Origin of the sequence: Kitasatospora sp. NPDC058444 (assembly GCF_042721415.1) — a bacterium.
Taxonomy (GTDB): domain Bacteria; phylum Actinomycetota; class Actinomycetes; order Streptomycetales; family Streptomycetaceae; genus Kitasatospora.
In genome coordinates, this window is the sequence record NZ_JBHXLL010000007.1 from 185,743 (window position 1) to 199,601 (window position 13,859).

The following is a 13,859-nucleotide window of genomic DNA, read 5'->3' on the forward strand; positions in this document are numbered from 1 at the left end:
TTGAGGAACATCGGAACGAAAAAGTCCCGGCACAAGAAGCCGGAGAACGTACGGCGCCACTTCCACCCCTCGGCGGAGGCGATCGCCGAGGTCACCAGCCTGCTCGCGCCCGGAGACAGCAGACGCTGAGGTCTTGGCCAAGGCTGAAGCGTACGACCGGAACTCGTCGACTTCACCTATGCGGCGGGGTTCGTGGGCAGGAGTCGGGCGAGCCAGTCGGTGCGGGTTCGGCGGGCTGTGGCCGAGATGTGTGCCTGCGGGTACAGGGCGTCGAATCCGTGGAAGCCGCCTGCCCAGACGTGGAGTTCGGCTTGGCCGCCGGCCGCCCAGATGCGGGTGGCGTAGTCGGTGTCCTCGTCGCGGAAGACTTCGGCGGAGCCGGTGTCGATGTAGGTGGTCGGCAGGCCCGCGAGGTCGTCGGCCAGGGCGGGTGAGACGTATGCGGGTACCTCGTCGTCGGTGAGGTCGCCGAGGAGGCAGCGCCATCCGAATCCGTTCATCTCGCGGGTCCAGACGCCGGGCCCGTTCGAGTACTGGAGGCTGGAGGTGGTGGTGTTGCGGTGGTCGAGCATGGGGCCGATCAGGACTTGGGCGGCGATCGTCGGGGTGCCGAGGTCGCGGGCCAGCAGGGTGACGCCGGCGGCGAGGCCGCCGCCCGCGCTGGCGCCTGCGACGATGATCCGGGCGGGGTCGATGCCCAGTTCTTCGGAGTGTTCGGCGATCCAGAGCAGTCCCTGGTAGCAGTCGTCGACCGGGATGATGCCGGTGGACTCGGGCGCGAGCCGGTAGTCGACGGAGACCACGACGGCGCCGAACTCGTCGAGCCACTCCAGCGGGATGTCGATCTGTGAGAAGCGGTCGCCCATGACCATCCCGCCGCCGTGCATCCAGTAGACGCAGGGTGCGGCGATGGCGCGATCGGTGTTCGCGGGGCTGAAGACGGACAAGGGGATCGGGGTGCCGTCCGGACTCGCAGCGGTGACCTCGCGCCGGTCGATCGCGCGACCTTCCAGGAGGGGTTCGACGGGCATCGAGGAGAAGGGGCGTACCTGCGCCAGCACTTCCGGGCTGAGCTGGGACATCAGCGGCATGTCGGCCAGGAGTTCATGCAGTTCGGGGTCGAGGGAGGGGCGTGCCGTGGTCATGGTCGTTGCCTTTCATGGGTGCTGGCGGACGGTCGGGCGAGGACGGGGGCCACCTCGGCGGGCACCGCGGCGGCAGGGGCTGGGGTGTGGGGTGTTCGGCGGGTCAGAAGGCGGCCTTGCCGCGGACCGGCACGTAGTCGGTGTACTCGGACTCCTTGGCCAGCAGTCCGCCGATCTGCGCCACGATGGCCTGGGCGGCCTCGCCGGCGAAGATCCGGTGGTGGTCCTCCTCGCTGGTCCAGCCCTCGGTGACGTGGACGACGTCGGGGGCGGACGCGGAACGGGAGACGAGGTAGACCACGCAGTACTCGCTCGCGCCGGGGCTGCCCTCGTGCAGGCCGGTCAGCAGCAGGTCGACGAGCCGGTCGCCCATTCCGGGCCTGGCGGTCAGCGTGGCGTTGAAGCCGTACGTGGCAATCATGGAGGCCTTCTTCTGCGTTGATGGAGTGCGGTGATTCCATTCAATCGCCGTGACCTGCGTAAACGTTAGAACGATGCTCGCCGGTACTTGCACGATCCTCGCGAGCACAGGAACCGCAGCACAGAACAGTGCTGCAATGGACGCATGCACCTCGAAGAGCTCCGCACCCTGCTGGCCCGGCATGCCCGGCCCGACTGGACCACCGCCATCGACGGCGTCCTCATCTCCGAGGTCGACCGGCCGGATCCGCCGGCACCCTCGATGTCCGGCACGGTGCTCGCAGTCATCGCCCAGGGCGCCAAACGCCTCGCGCTGGGCGACCGGGTCTACGCGTACGGCGCCGGGCAGTACCTGGTCGCATCCGTCGACCTGCCCGTCACCGGACAGTTCACCCAGGCCGCCCCCGAGCAGCCGGCCCTCGGCTTCGGCCTCACGCTGGAACCGTCCGCCGTCGCCGAACTGCTGCTGCAAGCCGGTCCCGGCGACATCCCCCGCCCCGCCGGAGGCACTCCGTCGGGGATCGCCGTCAGCGACGCCCCGCCCGCGTTGCTCGACGCGGTGGTCCGGCTGCTGCGCCTGCTCGACGAGCCCAGCGACCGCGCCGTACTGGCCCCGCTGGTCAAACGCGAGATCCTGTGGCGCCTGATCACCGGCGAGCAGGGCGCGACGGTGCGCCAGCTCGGCCTCGCCGACAGCGGCCTCAGCCATGTCGCCCGGGCCGTGCGCTGGATCCGCGAGCACTACGCCGAGCCCTTCCGGGTCGAGGACGTGGCACGGCTTTCCGGGATGAGCGTCTCCGCGTTCTACCGCAACTTCCAGGCGGTGACCGCGATGAGCCCCATCCAGTTCCAGAAACAGATCCGGCTCCAGGAGGCCCGGCTGCTGCTCGCCACCCACCCGGGCGACGTCACCGGAGTCGGCCACCGCGTCGGCTACGACAACCCGTCGCAGTTCAGCCGCGAGTACCGCCGCCAGTTCGGCGCACCCCCGAGCCGGGACGCGGCCCGTCTGCGAAGCACCGCAGGCGTCCTTCCTTGAGCGGCCGGACCATGAGGGAGGATCGTGCAAGACGAAGCGACGATAGTTCTACTATTCCAGCAGGTCAGAGCGATTCAATGGGATCACCCGTTCTTCCGCGGGGCAGGAAAATGCCCGTCCATCCGCGGATCCCACTACATCGCAAGGATCACCGCATGAAGACCGTTCTGATCACTGGTGCCTCATCCGGATACGGACGGGAGACCGCCCTGTACTTCCACTCGCAGGGGTGGAACGTCATCGCCACGATGCGCACTTCGCGTGCGGGCGTCCTGCCCGAGTCGGACCGGCTCCGCGTCGTCGAGCTCGACGTGACCAAGCCCCAGAGCATCACCGCCGCGTTCGAGGCGGCCGGGCCCATCGACGTCCTGGTCAACAACGCGGGCGTCCCGTTGATCAGCGTGTTCGAGGGCACCCCCATGGCCCGAGTGCGGGAAGTCTTCGAAACCAACACGTTCGGCGTGATGGCGACGACGCAGGCGGTGCTGCCCCAGTTCCGCGAGCGCGGCTCCGGCGTGGTGGTCAACGTGACCTCCAGCGTGGTGCTGGGCCACATGCCGCTCTCGGCCGTCTACAAGGCAAGCAAGATGGCCATCGAGGGGTTCACCGCATCCCTCGCGCTCGAGCTCGCGCCCTTCGGTGTGCAGGCCAAGACGGTCGAGCCGGGCGCCTGCCTGACGACGAACTTCGCGGCCAACGCGACGAAGGGCGCCTCGCTGGACGAGCTGGTCCCGGCGCCCTACGCACCATGGGCGAAGAAGGCCATGGGCGACTTCACGGGCCAGGACCTGTTCACCAAGGAGAGCGACGTCGCCGAGACAGTGTGGCGAGCCGTGCACGACACGACCGGCCAGCTGCGATTCCCCGCCGGCCCCGACGCGGTCTCGCTCTCCCAGGCGAAGTGATCAGCCAGAGCAGGCAAGGTCACGCCGCACTGACACCAGGAGCCGGCCCCGCGCCCGCGCACCGGGTCGGCTCGCCGTCGGGCGCTCACCCCGATGAACGGAAACCTGACCAACGACGAGAAGCCGGACCGGTTCGCCCTGGGCCACGGTCACCGCCGGGACGCCGTCGTCGGAATCGCGGAGTTCGACCGTTCCGGTGGCCGTGCGGACCTCCATGTACTCGTTGTTTGCGGCGCTGTAGCTGGACTTCTGCCACGTGGAATCAGGCATCGCTGTCCTCCGCTTCTCGCGTTGCGCCCCTCGCCCGGGGTGGGCGAGGGGCGCGGGGCACGGAGTGGAATCGTCAGGCGTGGTGGTCGAACTCGCCGGTCTTGAGGGCGTGGAGGAGGTCGGCGAGGGTGGTGGGGTTGGTGCGGAGGATGAGGTGGCCCTCGTCGGACTCCCGGAGCTCGACCGCTCCAGCGACCGTGCGGACCTCCACACAGTTCTCGACGTTGCCACTGAAGGAGGACTTCTGCCACTCGGTGTCCGTCATATCGGGCCTTTCATAGGTTCCGTGCGATCTTGTGGATCAAGTCACGAGAGTCGGTCTCGCTCAGCGCCGAAGCTTCGGTGCGATCGAAGATGTAGTGGTAGCTGTTCAGCTCGCTGACGGCATCGAGGTATTCGGGCCCCTGGGAGGACTCCCGTTCGACCGTGTCGAGTTCAGGGATAGCACCGAAGGAGTAGGTGAGGTTCTCGGCGGCCCCAGGGAAGGTTTCGATGTCGAAGGGTACAACTCGGACGGTCAGCCAGGGCAGCTCGGAGTCTTCGAGCAACGAGGAGAGCTGCTCCTTGAGGATCGGAGTGCCACCGAACCGCGTCCAAAGAACTGACTCGTAGATGAAGAGCGTAGTCGGCTTCGGATTACGACGCAGATCTGCCTTGCGTTGCATTCTGAACGCCGTGCGTGCTTCCAGCTCATGCCGGGGCAGTGGAGGAAAGACTCGCCCGAAGACGGCCGAGGCGTAGCTGAGGGTCTGGCAGGGGCCGGGCATGTGCGTGAGAAGCCACAGTTTGAGTCCGTGGGAGGTCTTCTCCAGCTCCGCGTTCTCGAGAACGCCGTCGGGGACCGTACCCCGATACTCCTCCCACCAGCCCTTGGAACGGTCCAGGACTATGGTTTCCAGCGCGTCGATCAGAGGATCGTTCATGCACTTGCAGGCAGCAGCGAAGGAGCGGAGCCGGTCAGGGCTCACGCCGACCTTGGCCGCTTCGATCTGGCTGACCTGAGTTCTGTCGATACCGAGGGCTCTGCTCAGGCTGGAGGTCGACAGTCCGGCTGCCTCGCGCATCTTCCGGAGTTCGGTCCCGATCCGGAGTTGGCGAAGCGTTGGGTGTGTTCGTGGCGGCATTGGCACCTTCCTGGCCCGTGTGGACCAAGTCTGCCGCGCTGCTGTGTGCAGGGTCCACTTGGGGGTGAATGTATCCGGATCCGGGATCACATGTGATTCCAATCGGGTATGGTCGATCTCACATCGATCCGACGGATCGTCAGTAACGCCTGCTAGCAAGCACCGCAGAACAGCCACGTCCATCTCCACCGGCCTGGCTCACGGCGACACCTGTTCCGCCGGTTCTTCCCCTCACTCACGCCTCGGGAGAACTCCCATGCGTCACATCAACACCCCCACCATCGCCATCGCCCGTCAGAGCCTCCACCGCACCATGGCGGGCGTCGGCTGGGCCCCGTCCGTGATCTTCGACGCGCAGCTCGCCCTGTGCGAGCTCCTCGTCAACGCCTGGCGGCACGGGGACACCCCCGCCCCGCTCGTCCAGGTCATCTCCACCAACGGCAACCTCCACGTCTCGGTCACGGACCAGAGCCCGATCCTTCCCACCACCCCGCCGCTGTCCCTCCTCGCCGAGTCCGGCCGGGGCCTCCAGCTGGTCGAGGCCCTCACCCACCGCTGGGGCGTGGAGCCCCACGAGCGCGCCAAGTCCGTCTGGTTTGAGCTGGAGCTGGACGGTGCCGCGTGACCGCCCGCCGCCATCCGATGCTGCCGACCGACCCCCGGATCCGGCACTACACCGACGACCACCTCCGCACCCTGCTCACCGAAGTCCAAGAGCGGGGGCGCAAGTTCGGCCTGATCTTCCCCTCCGCCGCCACCGACCAGACCCTCGACGGCCGCGTCCTCGTCCGCTTCAACACCGCGCCCGCGTCGACTCTCCTCAACCTCCTCGTCCTGCTCCTCGACGCGGAACGGGACTTCTCGTGAGGTATCTGATCGGGATGGCCTTCGCCGCCCTCCTCACCCTCGCCGGCGCGATCGCCGCCCTGGGCCTGGTCACCGCCCTGCGTGCCACCCCGCCCGACGAGGACACCTGACCCGCCGGCCCCCGCCAAGCCCCCGCCGCCCACGCGCCGGGGGCTGCGGCACTGCTCCAGGGGCCGAAAGCCCCCTACGTTGGCGGCTCGTCAGGGATGAAACGCCTGACAAGGTGGCCTCTGGCGCCAGATGCTGGTGGCCGCGTCAACTCCGTGTGCAAGATGATGAGTTCGTGGAACCGGTTCGTTTTCATCCCCGATGACGAAGTAAGTGATTCGATTCCGCTCTGAACGGTGCCGATCCTCAGGAAGGCATGCGATGTCACAGAAGGTTCCGAGCTTCTATGAGCTCTTGGATGCCGCCGAGTACTCGGCTGTCCACCTGGAGATGCGTGATCAGTACAGCGTCGCCGACGAAGCCGAACAGTTCGCCGCGTGGAAGGCCGGGCACCGGTACTCCCTGGAGGACCGGGACGAGTGGTGGCATCCCTTCCACGACTTCGTGGTGGAGACCATCGCCCGTGGAGTGACCATTCGGCGTGCCCGGATCGTGTCGGAACCCGTCACCGAGTACATCCGCTATGAGCACTCCCACACGTTCACCAACATCGCAGCCGGTGAGCAGATCCGATGGCTTCCCCGGGCCCGGGCGCTGGACCTGGCGCTGCCGGGGGCCGACTTCTGGCTGTTCGACAATCGGATCGTGCGGTTCAACCTGTTCGCCGGTGACGGGGAGTGGGCTGATCCCCGGAACGTGATGACGGAGGAGCCGGCCACCGTGGAACTGTGCACGAAGGCTTTCGAGGCCGTGTGGGAACGGGCGGTACCCCACGAGGACTTCGACCTCTGAGTCAGGTCCGAACCACCGGGTGGGCAGCACATGTCATCGTCTCCTTCGTCCAGTGTTGTCGCGGCGCGGAAGGCCATCGCCGACCAACTGGTCGAGATCCGCAAGGACGCCGGACTCAAAGGGGGCGAGCTATCCGCCCTGTGCGGCTGGCATCCGGCCAAGACCTCGCGCATCCAGTCCGGCAAGGCCGCCCCGTCGGAAGACGACATAAGGGCCTGGTGCACCGCCTGCGGGGCCGGTGGCCGGATCCCTGACCTGATCGCGGCATCCCGTGCCGCCGACTCGATGTACCAGGAGTGGAGACGCCGGAACAGCTCCGGCATGAGGCTTGCCCAAGAGAAAGTCATCAGCGACTACGAGCGCACGGGGCTCTTCCGGATCTACGTCTCGAACGTGCTCCCCGGCTTCTTCCAGACCGCCGAGTACGCGACGGCGCTCATGCAGTCCATCACGGACTTCCAGGGCACCCCGAACGACGTTGCAGCAGCCGTACCAGCGCGTCTGGCACGGGCACAGCTCATGTACACGGGGACGCGACGGTTCGCGGTCCTGATCGAGGAGTGGGTGCTGCGAACCAGGATCGGCAGCGCGGAGGACATGGCCGCGCAGCTCCGCCACCTGCTCACCCTGACGTCGCTGCCGTCCGTCTCCATCGGGATCATCCCGGCCGGCCGCCCGCGCGCCATCTGGCCCCTGGAAGCCTTCTACCTGTTCGATGACCAACGGGTGGCAGTGGAGACCCTGACGGCGAAGGTCAACGTGCTCCAGCCCAGAGAGATCGCGGACTACCTCCGGGCCTTCAGGGGCCTGTCCGACATGGCCGTGTACGGGGTGAGGGCCAGGGCGCTGATCACCGACGCGATTGCCTCCTTGGAGTGATGGACTCGCAATAAGGCGCAAGTTCGTTGAGCGTGTCGCATCAGGGCTCCTACGGTCTATCACGCACTCACCGAACCATTCGTCGGCCTCCGAGGATGCTTCGTCCGCCCCTACGGGATCTTGAGCTCACGAGCAGCCCATGGCAGGCTCGTGCCGCATGATCGATGACTTCGCGAAGGACAACCTGCACCGGAGACTGCGGCGGGACCGCGAGGCGCTGCTCTGGAAACTCGACGGCTTGTCCGAATACGACGCCCGCCGACCTCTGACAGCGACCGGGACCAACCTCCTCGGCCTGGTCAAACACGTGGCCACCGTCGAGGCCAGGTACTTCGGCGAGGTCTTCGACCGCCCCTCCCCGGAACCGCTGCCCCGGTGGCAGGACCACGACGGCAGCGATCTGTGGGCGACCGAGGACGAGACCCGCGATCAGATCACCGGGTTCTACCGGCGCACGTGGGAGCACTCGGACGCGACGATCAACGAGCTTCCGCTCGACGCCCCCGGCCACGTGCCGTGGTGGCCGGAGCCTTCTCCCAACACGAACCTGTTCGCAGTCCTGGTCCATGTCCTCGGCGAGACCAACCGGCATGCCGGGCACGCCGACATCCTGCGCGAGGGCGTCGACGGCCGGACCGGGGTGCGCCCCGAACACGAGAGGCAGATCGACGAGGAAGCCCGTGCGGCCTACCGCGCGAAGATCGAGCAGGCCGCCAGGTCGGCGGCACCGATCGAGACGTAGCGGGGCGCCGGCGGCGGCATCAGTCCCGCTGATACACGGTGAAGCAGCCCGTGTTGGACGCCGTCGCGGCCGCGGCTCCAGGATGGCCGCATGACCGTCTCCTCCGCCATCGCCTCCTTCGCCGTCGTGGCCGGCATGCTGACCGTCATGCCGGGACTGGACACCGCCCTGGTGCTGCGCTCCGCCATCACCCAGGGCCGGCGCCGGGCCTTCGCGACGGCGCTCGGCATCCTGTCCGGCGTGCTGGTGTGGGGCGTGGCCGCCGCGGTCGGGGCCGCGGCGGTGCTCACGGCCTCCCGACTGCTGTACGACGCGCTGCGCCTGGCCGGTGCCGGGTACCTGGTGTGGCTGGGCATCGGCATGCTGCGCCGCACGCTCAAGGAGCGCGGCCGGTCCGGGTCGGGGGACGCGACGGACGGAGCGGGGGCCACGGCCGCGGGGGAGACGTGGGCGCGCTCGTGGGCGCGCGGGCTGGGCACCAGCCTGCTGAACCCGAAGAACGGCGTCTTCTACATGGCGATGCTGCCGCAGTTCATCCCCGGCGGCTCCTCGCACCTGCTGATGGGGGTCGTCCTGGCGGCCGTGCACGACCTGGAGGGGCTGGTCTGGTTCAGTGCGCTGATATTCGGCACCCAGCTCGTGCGACGGTGGCTGGACCGCGGCTCGGTGCGGCGGGCCATCGACGCGGTCACCGGCTCGGTGCTCGTCGGCTTCGGCGTCAAGGTGGCCCTCGGGGGCGCATGACCGGCCGGGACGGCCGACTCCGCCCGGGCCCTCGGGCCCGGGGTCCCGGCAGGGTGTGACGGCGGCTGCCCGGCCACCCGGGCGGTCAGCCGGGTGGCCGGGGGAGGGGAACGGCTACTGGTTGTTGGCCGCCTCGACCGCGTCCAGCACGTAGTCGATGTTGTCGATGGCGGTCTGCAGCAGCCCTCGGGCCGCTCTTTGCATCTCCAGCTGGAAGGCGATGCCCTCGACGTCGCCGGCCGCGCTCGCCGCGTAGGTCCCGCCGAGCGCGCCCAGCATGACGTGCAGTCCCTCGGCGGCCTGGACGGCGGCCATCGGCAGCGGCCCGCTCTCCTCGAGCGGGGCGTGGATCCGCAGCGGGATCATCGCCCGCGCGACCTGCCAGCCCGTGAAGGCCATCTGCAGGACCAGGTCGTCCCAGGCCTCGGCGGCCTTCATCTGCTCGCCGACCGCGGCGAACTGGTTCTCCTCGTCCAGCTGGACCCCGTCGGCAAACATCGCCTCCTTCTGCACGAGGCCCAGCAGGGCGTTGATCAAACGCACCCGGTAGATGTCGGGGTGGTTGTTGAGTGCCGCGAACTCGGCGTGTTCGGCCGGCGTGATCTCGTGGTCGAAGTAGCCCAACGCGGTCAGGGCGTTGCTGATCTGTTCCACCGTCACCGGAGCGTGATCGTTTGTCATATCGGCACGCTACCCGCCCGGGTCCGGGCCTGGGGAGGGCAATTGCCCCCTCAAATGCCCGGGCTGTCCGCTGCCGAACGAGCTCGCCCGGGACAGGGTGCCCGGGGCGGGTCGTGACGGTCCGTAGCGCGGTGCTCTGCCCGGCACCCGGGCGGTCAGGGCTTGCGGTGCTTTCCCGTCGGCTTCTTCGGGGGCTGGGCCGAGGGCATCGGGATCACCCCGTCGCCCTCGACGCCGTGGAGGAAGCGCTGCGCGGCCGCGTAGTCCGGGGCGACCGTCTCCGGCATCCATTGGTAGCCGTCCCAGCGGGAGATGAGCCGAGGTGCGTCCTGGTGCAGGTGGGCCGACGCGCCCTCGTGGCCGATGGTCACGGCCTTGAGCGCGCCGACCGGCCGGCGCCGCGCGTCCCGCCGGGCCGCCCACTGCTCCAGGGGTTCGTCCTCGTCCACCTGCTCCTCCTCCGCTGCGGGGGGCCGCCCAGCCTACCGGCGGGCAGACCGGGGGAGTCGGCTCCGGCCGCCCGGGTCCGCGATCCCGCCCGTCGACGGTGCGCGGACCGTGGCAGGGCTGTTGCACGCGAAGTGACGCCGCTCACAGCCGTCCGGCGCGAGGCGTGATCGACTCGCCCGATGCGCCAGACCTCCGCGACCCGCCCCAGGCTGACGGTCCGTCACTCCGCCCTCGCCGCCACCGCCGTGTTCCTGCTCGCGGGCTGCGGCACCGTGGTGACCACGGGCGCGGGCGGCGACCCGGAGGCCTCCGGCAGCCCCGCGCCGTGCGGCACGCCGACGCCGACGGCGACCGCGACGCCGACGTCTACGACTCCCGTGGCCGCGCAGCCGACCGGGCTCGCCCAGGGCGGGGTGCGGATCACCGCCGTCGGACCCACCTGCTTCCAGTACGAGGTGACCAACCCGAACAGCGAACCGTACGACATCACCGTGGTGTTCAGCCTCCGCTCGGCGGAGGGGGCCACGCTGGACAACCTCAGCCGGACCGTCACCGGGCTCGCCCCCGGCGCCACCGAGAAGGGGAGCGTCGACCTGAACACGGCCCCCACGCGGCCCGCCGAGCCCGCCTTCCCGCCCCGGACCGGCCAGACGAAGCCCGGCATCCGCCCGACGAAGCCGGAGATCCTCAAGGTCCGCGGCGTGCCCACCGCCGAGGCGCCCAACGCCGGCGGCCCCTGCCCGCCCACCGGCCTGCGGCTCTACGCCGACGAGGGCGACGCCGCGATGGGCCTGCGCGTGGTCGGCCTGCACCTGCGCAACTGCGGCACCGCCACCGTCACCCTCGACGGCTACCCCCAGGTGCAGCCGCTCGACCTCGACCACCGCCCCCTCGACGGCGTGCGGATCCTGCGCGGCGGCGCCGAGATCGCCACCGGCACCGGCGCCGACGCCCCGCCGCAGAAGATCGCCCTGCGCCCGGGGGAGGGCGCCCGCACCACCCTGGTGTGGCGCAACACCGTCGACATCGCCGGCGAACCGCAGAACGCCCCCTACGTCCGGGTGCGCGCCACCCCCGACGCGGCGCCCGTCATGGTCACCCCGGAACTCGACCTCGGCACCACCGGCCGCCTCGGCGCCGGCGCCTGGACCAAGGAAGACGTGAACGAGAAGCCGTCACCGGTCCCGACACTGTGATCGCACTGTGATCGAACCGTCGTCAAGCGCCGCAACCAAGATCACTACGGTACGGGGTCATGTCCCACACCGATCCTGACCAGCGGCCCGACGACGACTCCCGCTGGAACAACATCACCCTCGACGAGGACTTCATCCGCGCGGCCGGCCTCAAGGAGAAGGACATCCACCGTCCCGCCGGCGCCCCGCCCGGCCCCAAGCGGGTCTGGCCGCGCAACCTCGCGCTCGCCCTCGCCGCCGCCGCGGTGACCGCCGGTGCCTTCGCCCTGCTGCGCCCCTCCGACGAGGGGGACGGGGCCCCGGCCGCCGCGGCCCCCACGGTCGCCGCCACCCCGGACGCCACTCCGTCAGTCTCCGCCTCCGCGGCCCGGGCTTCCGCCGCCCCGGACGCCTCCCTGCTGCCGCTCGACCAGCTGTTCCCCGCCCAGGTGACGGCGGCCGGCGGCGAGGTCTACACCCGGGTCGGGTCGACCGTCATGAAGTCCTGCGTCGAGCCGGACTCGGTCGGCCCGCGGCTGATCGGGATGATCCGCGCGTCGAAGGGCTGCCTGGGCGAGCAGATCGCCCTGTACACCGACAGCGCCAAGAACCAGTACAACCTGGCCGTCTTCACCATGGCGGACCCCAAGGACACCGTCCACCTGGTCACCGAGCTGAGCATGGCCTTCGACGACTACCAGGTCGGCGCCCAGGCCCCGCCGCCCGCCTCGGGCCTGGCCACCCTGCCGCCGGACAGCGGCATGGTGCAGGCGTTCTCCGGCGCCGGCCGCGCCATGGTCGCGGGCCTGGGCCAGTGGTCCGACGGTCGCGCCACCGACTACAAGACCCTCGTCGAGAAGCACCTGAGCCCGCTGCAGAAGGCGGTCGCCCAGGCCGTCTTCGCCCACGAGTCCGCCCGCTGAGCCGAGGCCCCACCGGTCGGCCCGCCGAGCCGAGGGCCCCGCGGGCCCGCCCGGTGCGGGACCCGGCGGACCGGCACGCTCCCCCGTGGCGTGCCGGGCCGCCGGCATGGAAGCGGAACTCGACGTTCCGCTGCGCGGTGTTCCATGGGGAGCATGTCAGGGCGGCACCCCCGCCGTGTTGGCACTGAGTGGACAGTTCTTGGCAATGCGTGCACTGATCCGCGGTTCCCGCCCGTTCGTGCGCATCAGGTGCTCACGGTGCGGGGTTTTCGCGGCGGTGGCCCCCCGGGCGGGGCGGCGGGCCCTCGGGCGGGCGGCGCGTCCGGGCGGGTGCGTGGCCGTCAGTCGAGGGTGAGGCGCTTGTTGAGGGCCTCACCCGAGGGCAGGGGGTCGATGAAGCGGTGCAGGAACTCGAGCATCGCGTCGGTGTCCAGGCCCTCGGAGGCGGCGTCCATCCCGGCGTAGAGGAGATCCTCGATCTCGGTGACCGCGGTGGCCAGGCGCTCGCCCTCGGGCGTGAGGCTGAGCTGGAGGTAGCGGCGGTCGGCGGCGTCGGTGCGGCGTTCGACCAGTCCGGCCGCGACGACGCGTTCGACCAGCCGGCTGGGGTTGGTGCCGCTCTCGCACACCAGGAGCTGCCCGAGCCCGTTGAGGCTCAAGGTGCCGTGCTGCTGGAGCAGGCGCAGCACCTCGGCCTGCGACGGGGTGATGCCGTGGGGCTTGAGGGCCTGGATCAGCAGCCGGTTGCCCTCGCGCTGGGCCGCCAGGATCGCGAACCGCAGGTGTTCGGCCTTACGCATCGGCGTCCCGTCGGGTGGAGGGCAGGGTGGCGAGGAAGTCGTTGACCGCGGCGGCGTAGGTGTCCGGGTGGGAGAAGCGGAACATGTGGCCGGTGCGCGGCAGCACGACCTCCCGGGCGTCGGGGATGCCCGCGAGCATGACCTTGGAGGCGTTCTCGCCGATCAACACGTCGTGCGAGGGGGTGAGGAGAAGGGTCGGCACCCGGACCCGGCCCAGCGCGTCGACGTAGTCGGCGGTGAGGGAGGCCCGCACGCGGGCGCCGAAGGAGGCGGCCGGGGTGTTGGCGAGGAACAGTTCGCGGCTGCGGGCCTCGTTCCAGGGCACCTGGCCCTCGCCGTCGAACGGGGAGGCGAGGCGGTGGGCGTGGGCGCGCAGTGTCAGCTGCCGGTAGAGCGGTCCGCGGGCCTTGCCGATCGCCCGCATCAGGGCCTTCCACGGCTTCGAGTCGACCGGGTTGGCCGCGAATCCGCCGGACAGGACCAGGGCGCGCAGGCCCCGGGGGCGGCGGGTGGCGAGCGCGAGCGCGATGTTGGCGCCGAAGGAGTCGCCGACGAGCACGTAGTCGTCCAGGTCCGCGATCGCGTTCTCGACGTGGTCGGCGTAGCGCTCGATGTCGTCGACGCCTTCGGGTAGGCGCAGTGTCCGTCTGGGCGCCTCGCCGTAGGGGGCGAGCTGCTCGGCGCTCCAGGGGGCGCCGGAGAAGCAGGGGATGAAGACGAGGGTCGGAACCTTCTCGGTCGTGTCCATACCGAATACATTACACGACATATATGCCGTGGCATATGTTTTCCTCG

Annotated in this window: 20 protein-coding genes; 11 read left to right on the forward strand and 9 right to left on the reverse strand. The window is 69.8% G+C overall.

The genetic code is table 11. The features are described 5' to 3' along the window. The gene (locus ACFWP2_RS11265) at positions 1–129 is read left to right on the forward strand and encodes a hypothetical protein (RefSeq protein WP_380450105.1); all 129 of its coding nucleotides are present in this window, start codon (positions 1–3) and stop codon (positions 127–129) included. A gap of 47 nt (positions 130–176) precedes the next feature. On the opposite strand, the gene ACFWP2_RS11270 is transcribed toward ACFWP2_RS11265, so the two are convergent. Continuing rightward, positions 177–1,145: an alpha/beta hydrolase gene (locus tag ACFWP2_RS11270; RefSeq protein WP_380450106.1), complete on the reverse strand. Its 969-nt coding sequence runs from the start codon at positions 1,143–1,145 to the stop codon at positions 177–179. Positions 1,146–1,248: 103 nt separating this feature from the next. After that, positions 1,249–1,566 carry an antibiotic biosynthesis monooxygenase gene (locus tag ACFWP2_RS11275; RefSeq protein ID WP_350600099.1) on the reverse strand — a complete coding sequence of 106 codons (318 nt, stop codon included), beginning with the start codon at positions 1,564–1,566 and terminating at the stop codon, positions 1,249–1,251. 144 nt (positions 1,567–1,710) lie between these two features. Between ACFWP2_RS11275 and ACFWP2_RS11280 the strand changes: the two genes are divergently transcribed. Together ACFWP2_RS11280 and ACFWP2_RS11285 are read left to right on the forward strand one after the other, a co-directional pair. Next, positions 1,711–2,604: an AraC family transcriptional regulator N-terminal domain-containing protein gene (locus tag ACFWP2_RS11280; RefSeq protein ID WP_380450107.1), complete on the forward strand. Its 894-nt coding sequence runs from the start codon at positions 1,711–1,713 to the stop codon at positions 2,602–2,604. Between the two features lie 155 nt (positions 2,605–2,759). After that, complete coding sequence (locus ACFWP2_RS11285; protein WP_380450108.1) at positions 2,760–3,509, forward strand: SDR family oxidoreductase; 750 nt, start codon at positions 2,760–2,762, stop codon at positions 3,507–3,509. On the opposite strand, the gene ACFWP2_RS11290 is transcribed toward ACFWP2_RS11285, so the two are convergent. The 3 genes from ACFWP2_RS11290 to ACFWP2_RS11300 form a co-directional block, all read right to left on the reverse strand. Next, entirely contained in the window at positions 3,510–3,779 is a 270-nt protein-coding gene (locus tag ACFWP2_RS11290; protein WP_380450109.1) for a DUF397 domain-containing protein, read from the reverse strand. 73 nt (positions 3,780–3,852) lie between these two features. Beyond that, positions 3,853–4,044 (reverse strand): DUF397 domain-containing protein, encoded by a 192-nt coding sequence (locus tag ACFWP2_RS11295; RefSeq protein WP_380450110.1) that lies wholly within the window; start codon positions 4,042–4,044, stop codon positions 3,853–3,855. Between the two features lie 10 nt (positions 4,045–4,054). Further along, positions 4,055–5,086, reverse strand: a complete 1,032-nt coding sequence (locus ACFWP2_RS11300; RefSeq protein ID WP_380450182.1) for a helix-turn-helix domain-containing protein — start codon at positions 5,084–5,086, stop codon at positions 4,055–4,057. Between the two features lie 73 nt (positions 5,087–5,159). On the opposite strand from ACFWP2_RS11300, the gene ACFWP2_RS11305 reads away from it, so the two are divergent. The 6 genes from ACFWP2_RS11305 (at position 5,160) to ACFWP2_RS11330 (ending at position 9,035) form a co-directional block, all read left to right on the forward strand. Then, positions 5,160–5,528, forward strand: coding sequence for an ATP-binding protein (locus ACFWP2_RS11305; RefSeq protein WP_380450111.1), 369 nt, complete (start codon positions 5,160–5,162; stop codon positions 5,526–5,528). After that, positions 5,525–5,770: a hypothetical protein gene (locus ACFWP2_RS11310; protein ID WP_380450112.1), complete on the forward strand. Its 246-nt coding sequence runs from the start codon at positions 5,525–5,527 to the stop codon at positions 5,768–5,770. Before ACFWP2_RS11305 ends, ACFWP2_RS11310 begins: the two co-directional genes overlap by 4 nt. Positions 5,771–6,139: 369 nt before the next feature. Then, a complete protein-coding gene (locus ACFWP2_RS11315; protein WP_380450113.1) occupies positions 6,140–6,670 on the forward strand; it encodes a DUF6879 family protein in 531 nt (176 codons plus the stop codon). A 30-nt stretch (positions 6,671–6,700) separates the two neighbouring features. After that, positions 6,701–7,549, forward strand: a complete 849-nt coding sequence (locus ACFWP2_RS11320; protein ID WP_380450114.1) for a helix-turn-helix domain-containing protein — start codon at positions 6,701–6,703, stop codon at positions 7,547–7,549. Between the two features lie 157 nt (positions 7,550–7,706). After that, entirely contained in the window at positions 7,707–8,291 is a 585-nt protein-coding gene (locus tag ACFWP2_RS11325; protein ID WP_380450115.1) for a DinB family protein, read from the forward strand. 90 nt (positions 8,292–8,381) lie between these two features. Then, entirely contained in the window at positions 8,382–9,035 is a 654-nt protein-coding gene (locus ACFWP2_RS11330; RefSeq protein ID WP_380450116.1) for a LysE family translocator, read from the forward strand. A 114-nt stretch (positions 9,036–9,149) separates the two neighbouring features. On the opposite strand, the gene ACFWP2_RS11335 is transcribed toward ACFWP2_RS11330, so the two are convergent. Next, the gene (locus ACFWP2_RS11335) at positions 9,150–9,716 is read right to left on the reverse strand and encodes a DUF6245 family protein (RefSeq protein WP_380450117.1); all 567 of its coding nucleotides are present in this window, start codon (positions 9,714–9,716) and stop codon (positions 9,150–9,152) included. Positions 9,717–9,871: 155 nt separating this feature from the next. After that, a complete protein-coding gene (locus ACFWP2_RS11340; RefSeq protein WP_380450118.1) occupies positions 9,872–10,165 on the reverse strand; it encodes a DUF6087 family protein in 294 nt (97 codons plus the stop codon). Positions 10,166–10,345: 180 nt separating this feature from the next. Between ACFWP2_RS11340 and ACFWP2_RS11345 the strand changes: the two genes are divergently transcribed. Then, positions 10,346–11,362, forward strand: coding sequence for a DUF4232 domain-containing protein (locus ACFWP2_RS11345; RefSeq protein ID WP_380450119.1), 1,017 nt, complete (start codon positions 10,346–10,348; stop codon positions 11,360–11,362). Positions 11,363–11,421: 59 nt separating this feature from the next. After that, positions 11,422–12,264 (forward strand): hypothetical protein, encoded by an 843-nt coding sequence (locus ACFWP2_RS11350; protein ID WP_380450120.1) that lies wholly within the window; start codon positions 11,422–11,424, stop codon positions 12,262–12,264. A 341-nt stretch (positions 12,265–12,605) separates the two neighbouring features. Here ACFWP2_RS11350 and ACFWP2_RS11355 read toward each other — a convergent pair whose 3' ends face one another. Continuing rightward, positions 12,606–13,064 carry a MarR family winged helix-turn-helix transcriptional regulator gene (locus ACFWP2_RS11355; RefSeq protein ID WP_380450121.1) on the reverse strand — a complete coding sequence of 153 codons (459 nt, stop codon included), beginning with the start codon at positions 13,062–13,064 and terminating at the stop codon, positions 12,606–12,608. Then, complete coding sequence (locus ACFWP2_RS11360) at positions 13,057–13,812, reverse strand: alpha/beta fold hydrolase (protein WP_380450122.1); 756 nt, start codon at positions 13,810–13,812, stop codon at positions 13,057–13,059. Before ACFWP2_RS11360 ends, ACFWP2_RS11355 begins: the two co-directional genes overlap by 8 nt. Positions 13,813–13,859: the final 47 nt, after the last annotated feature.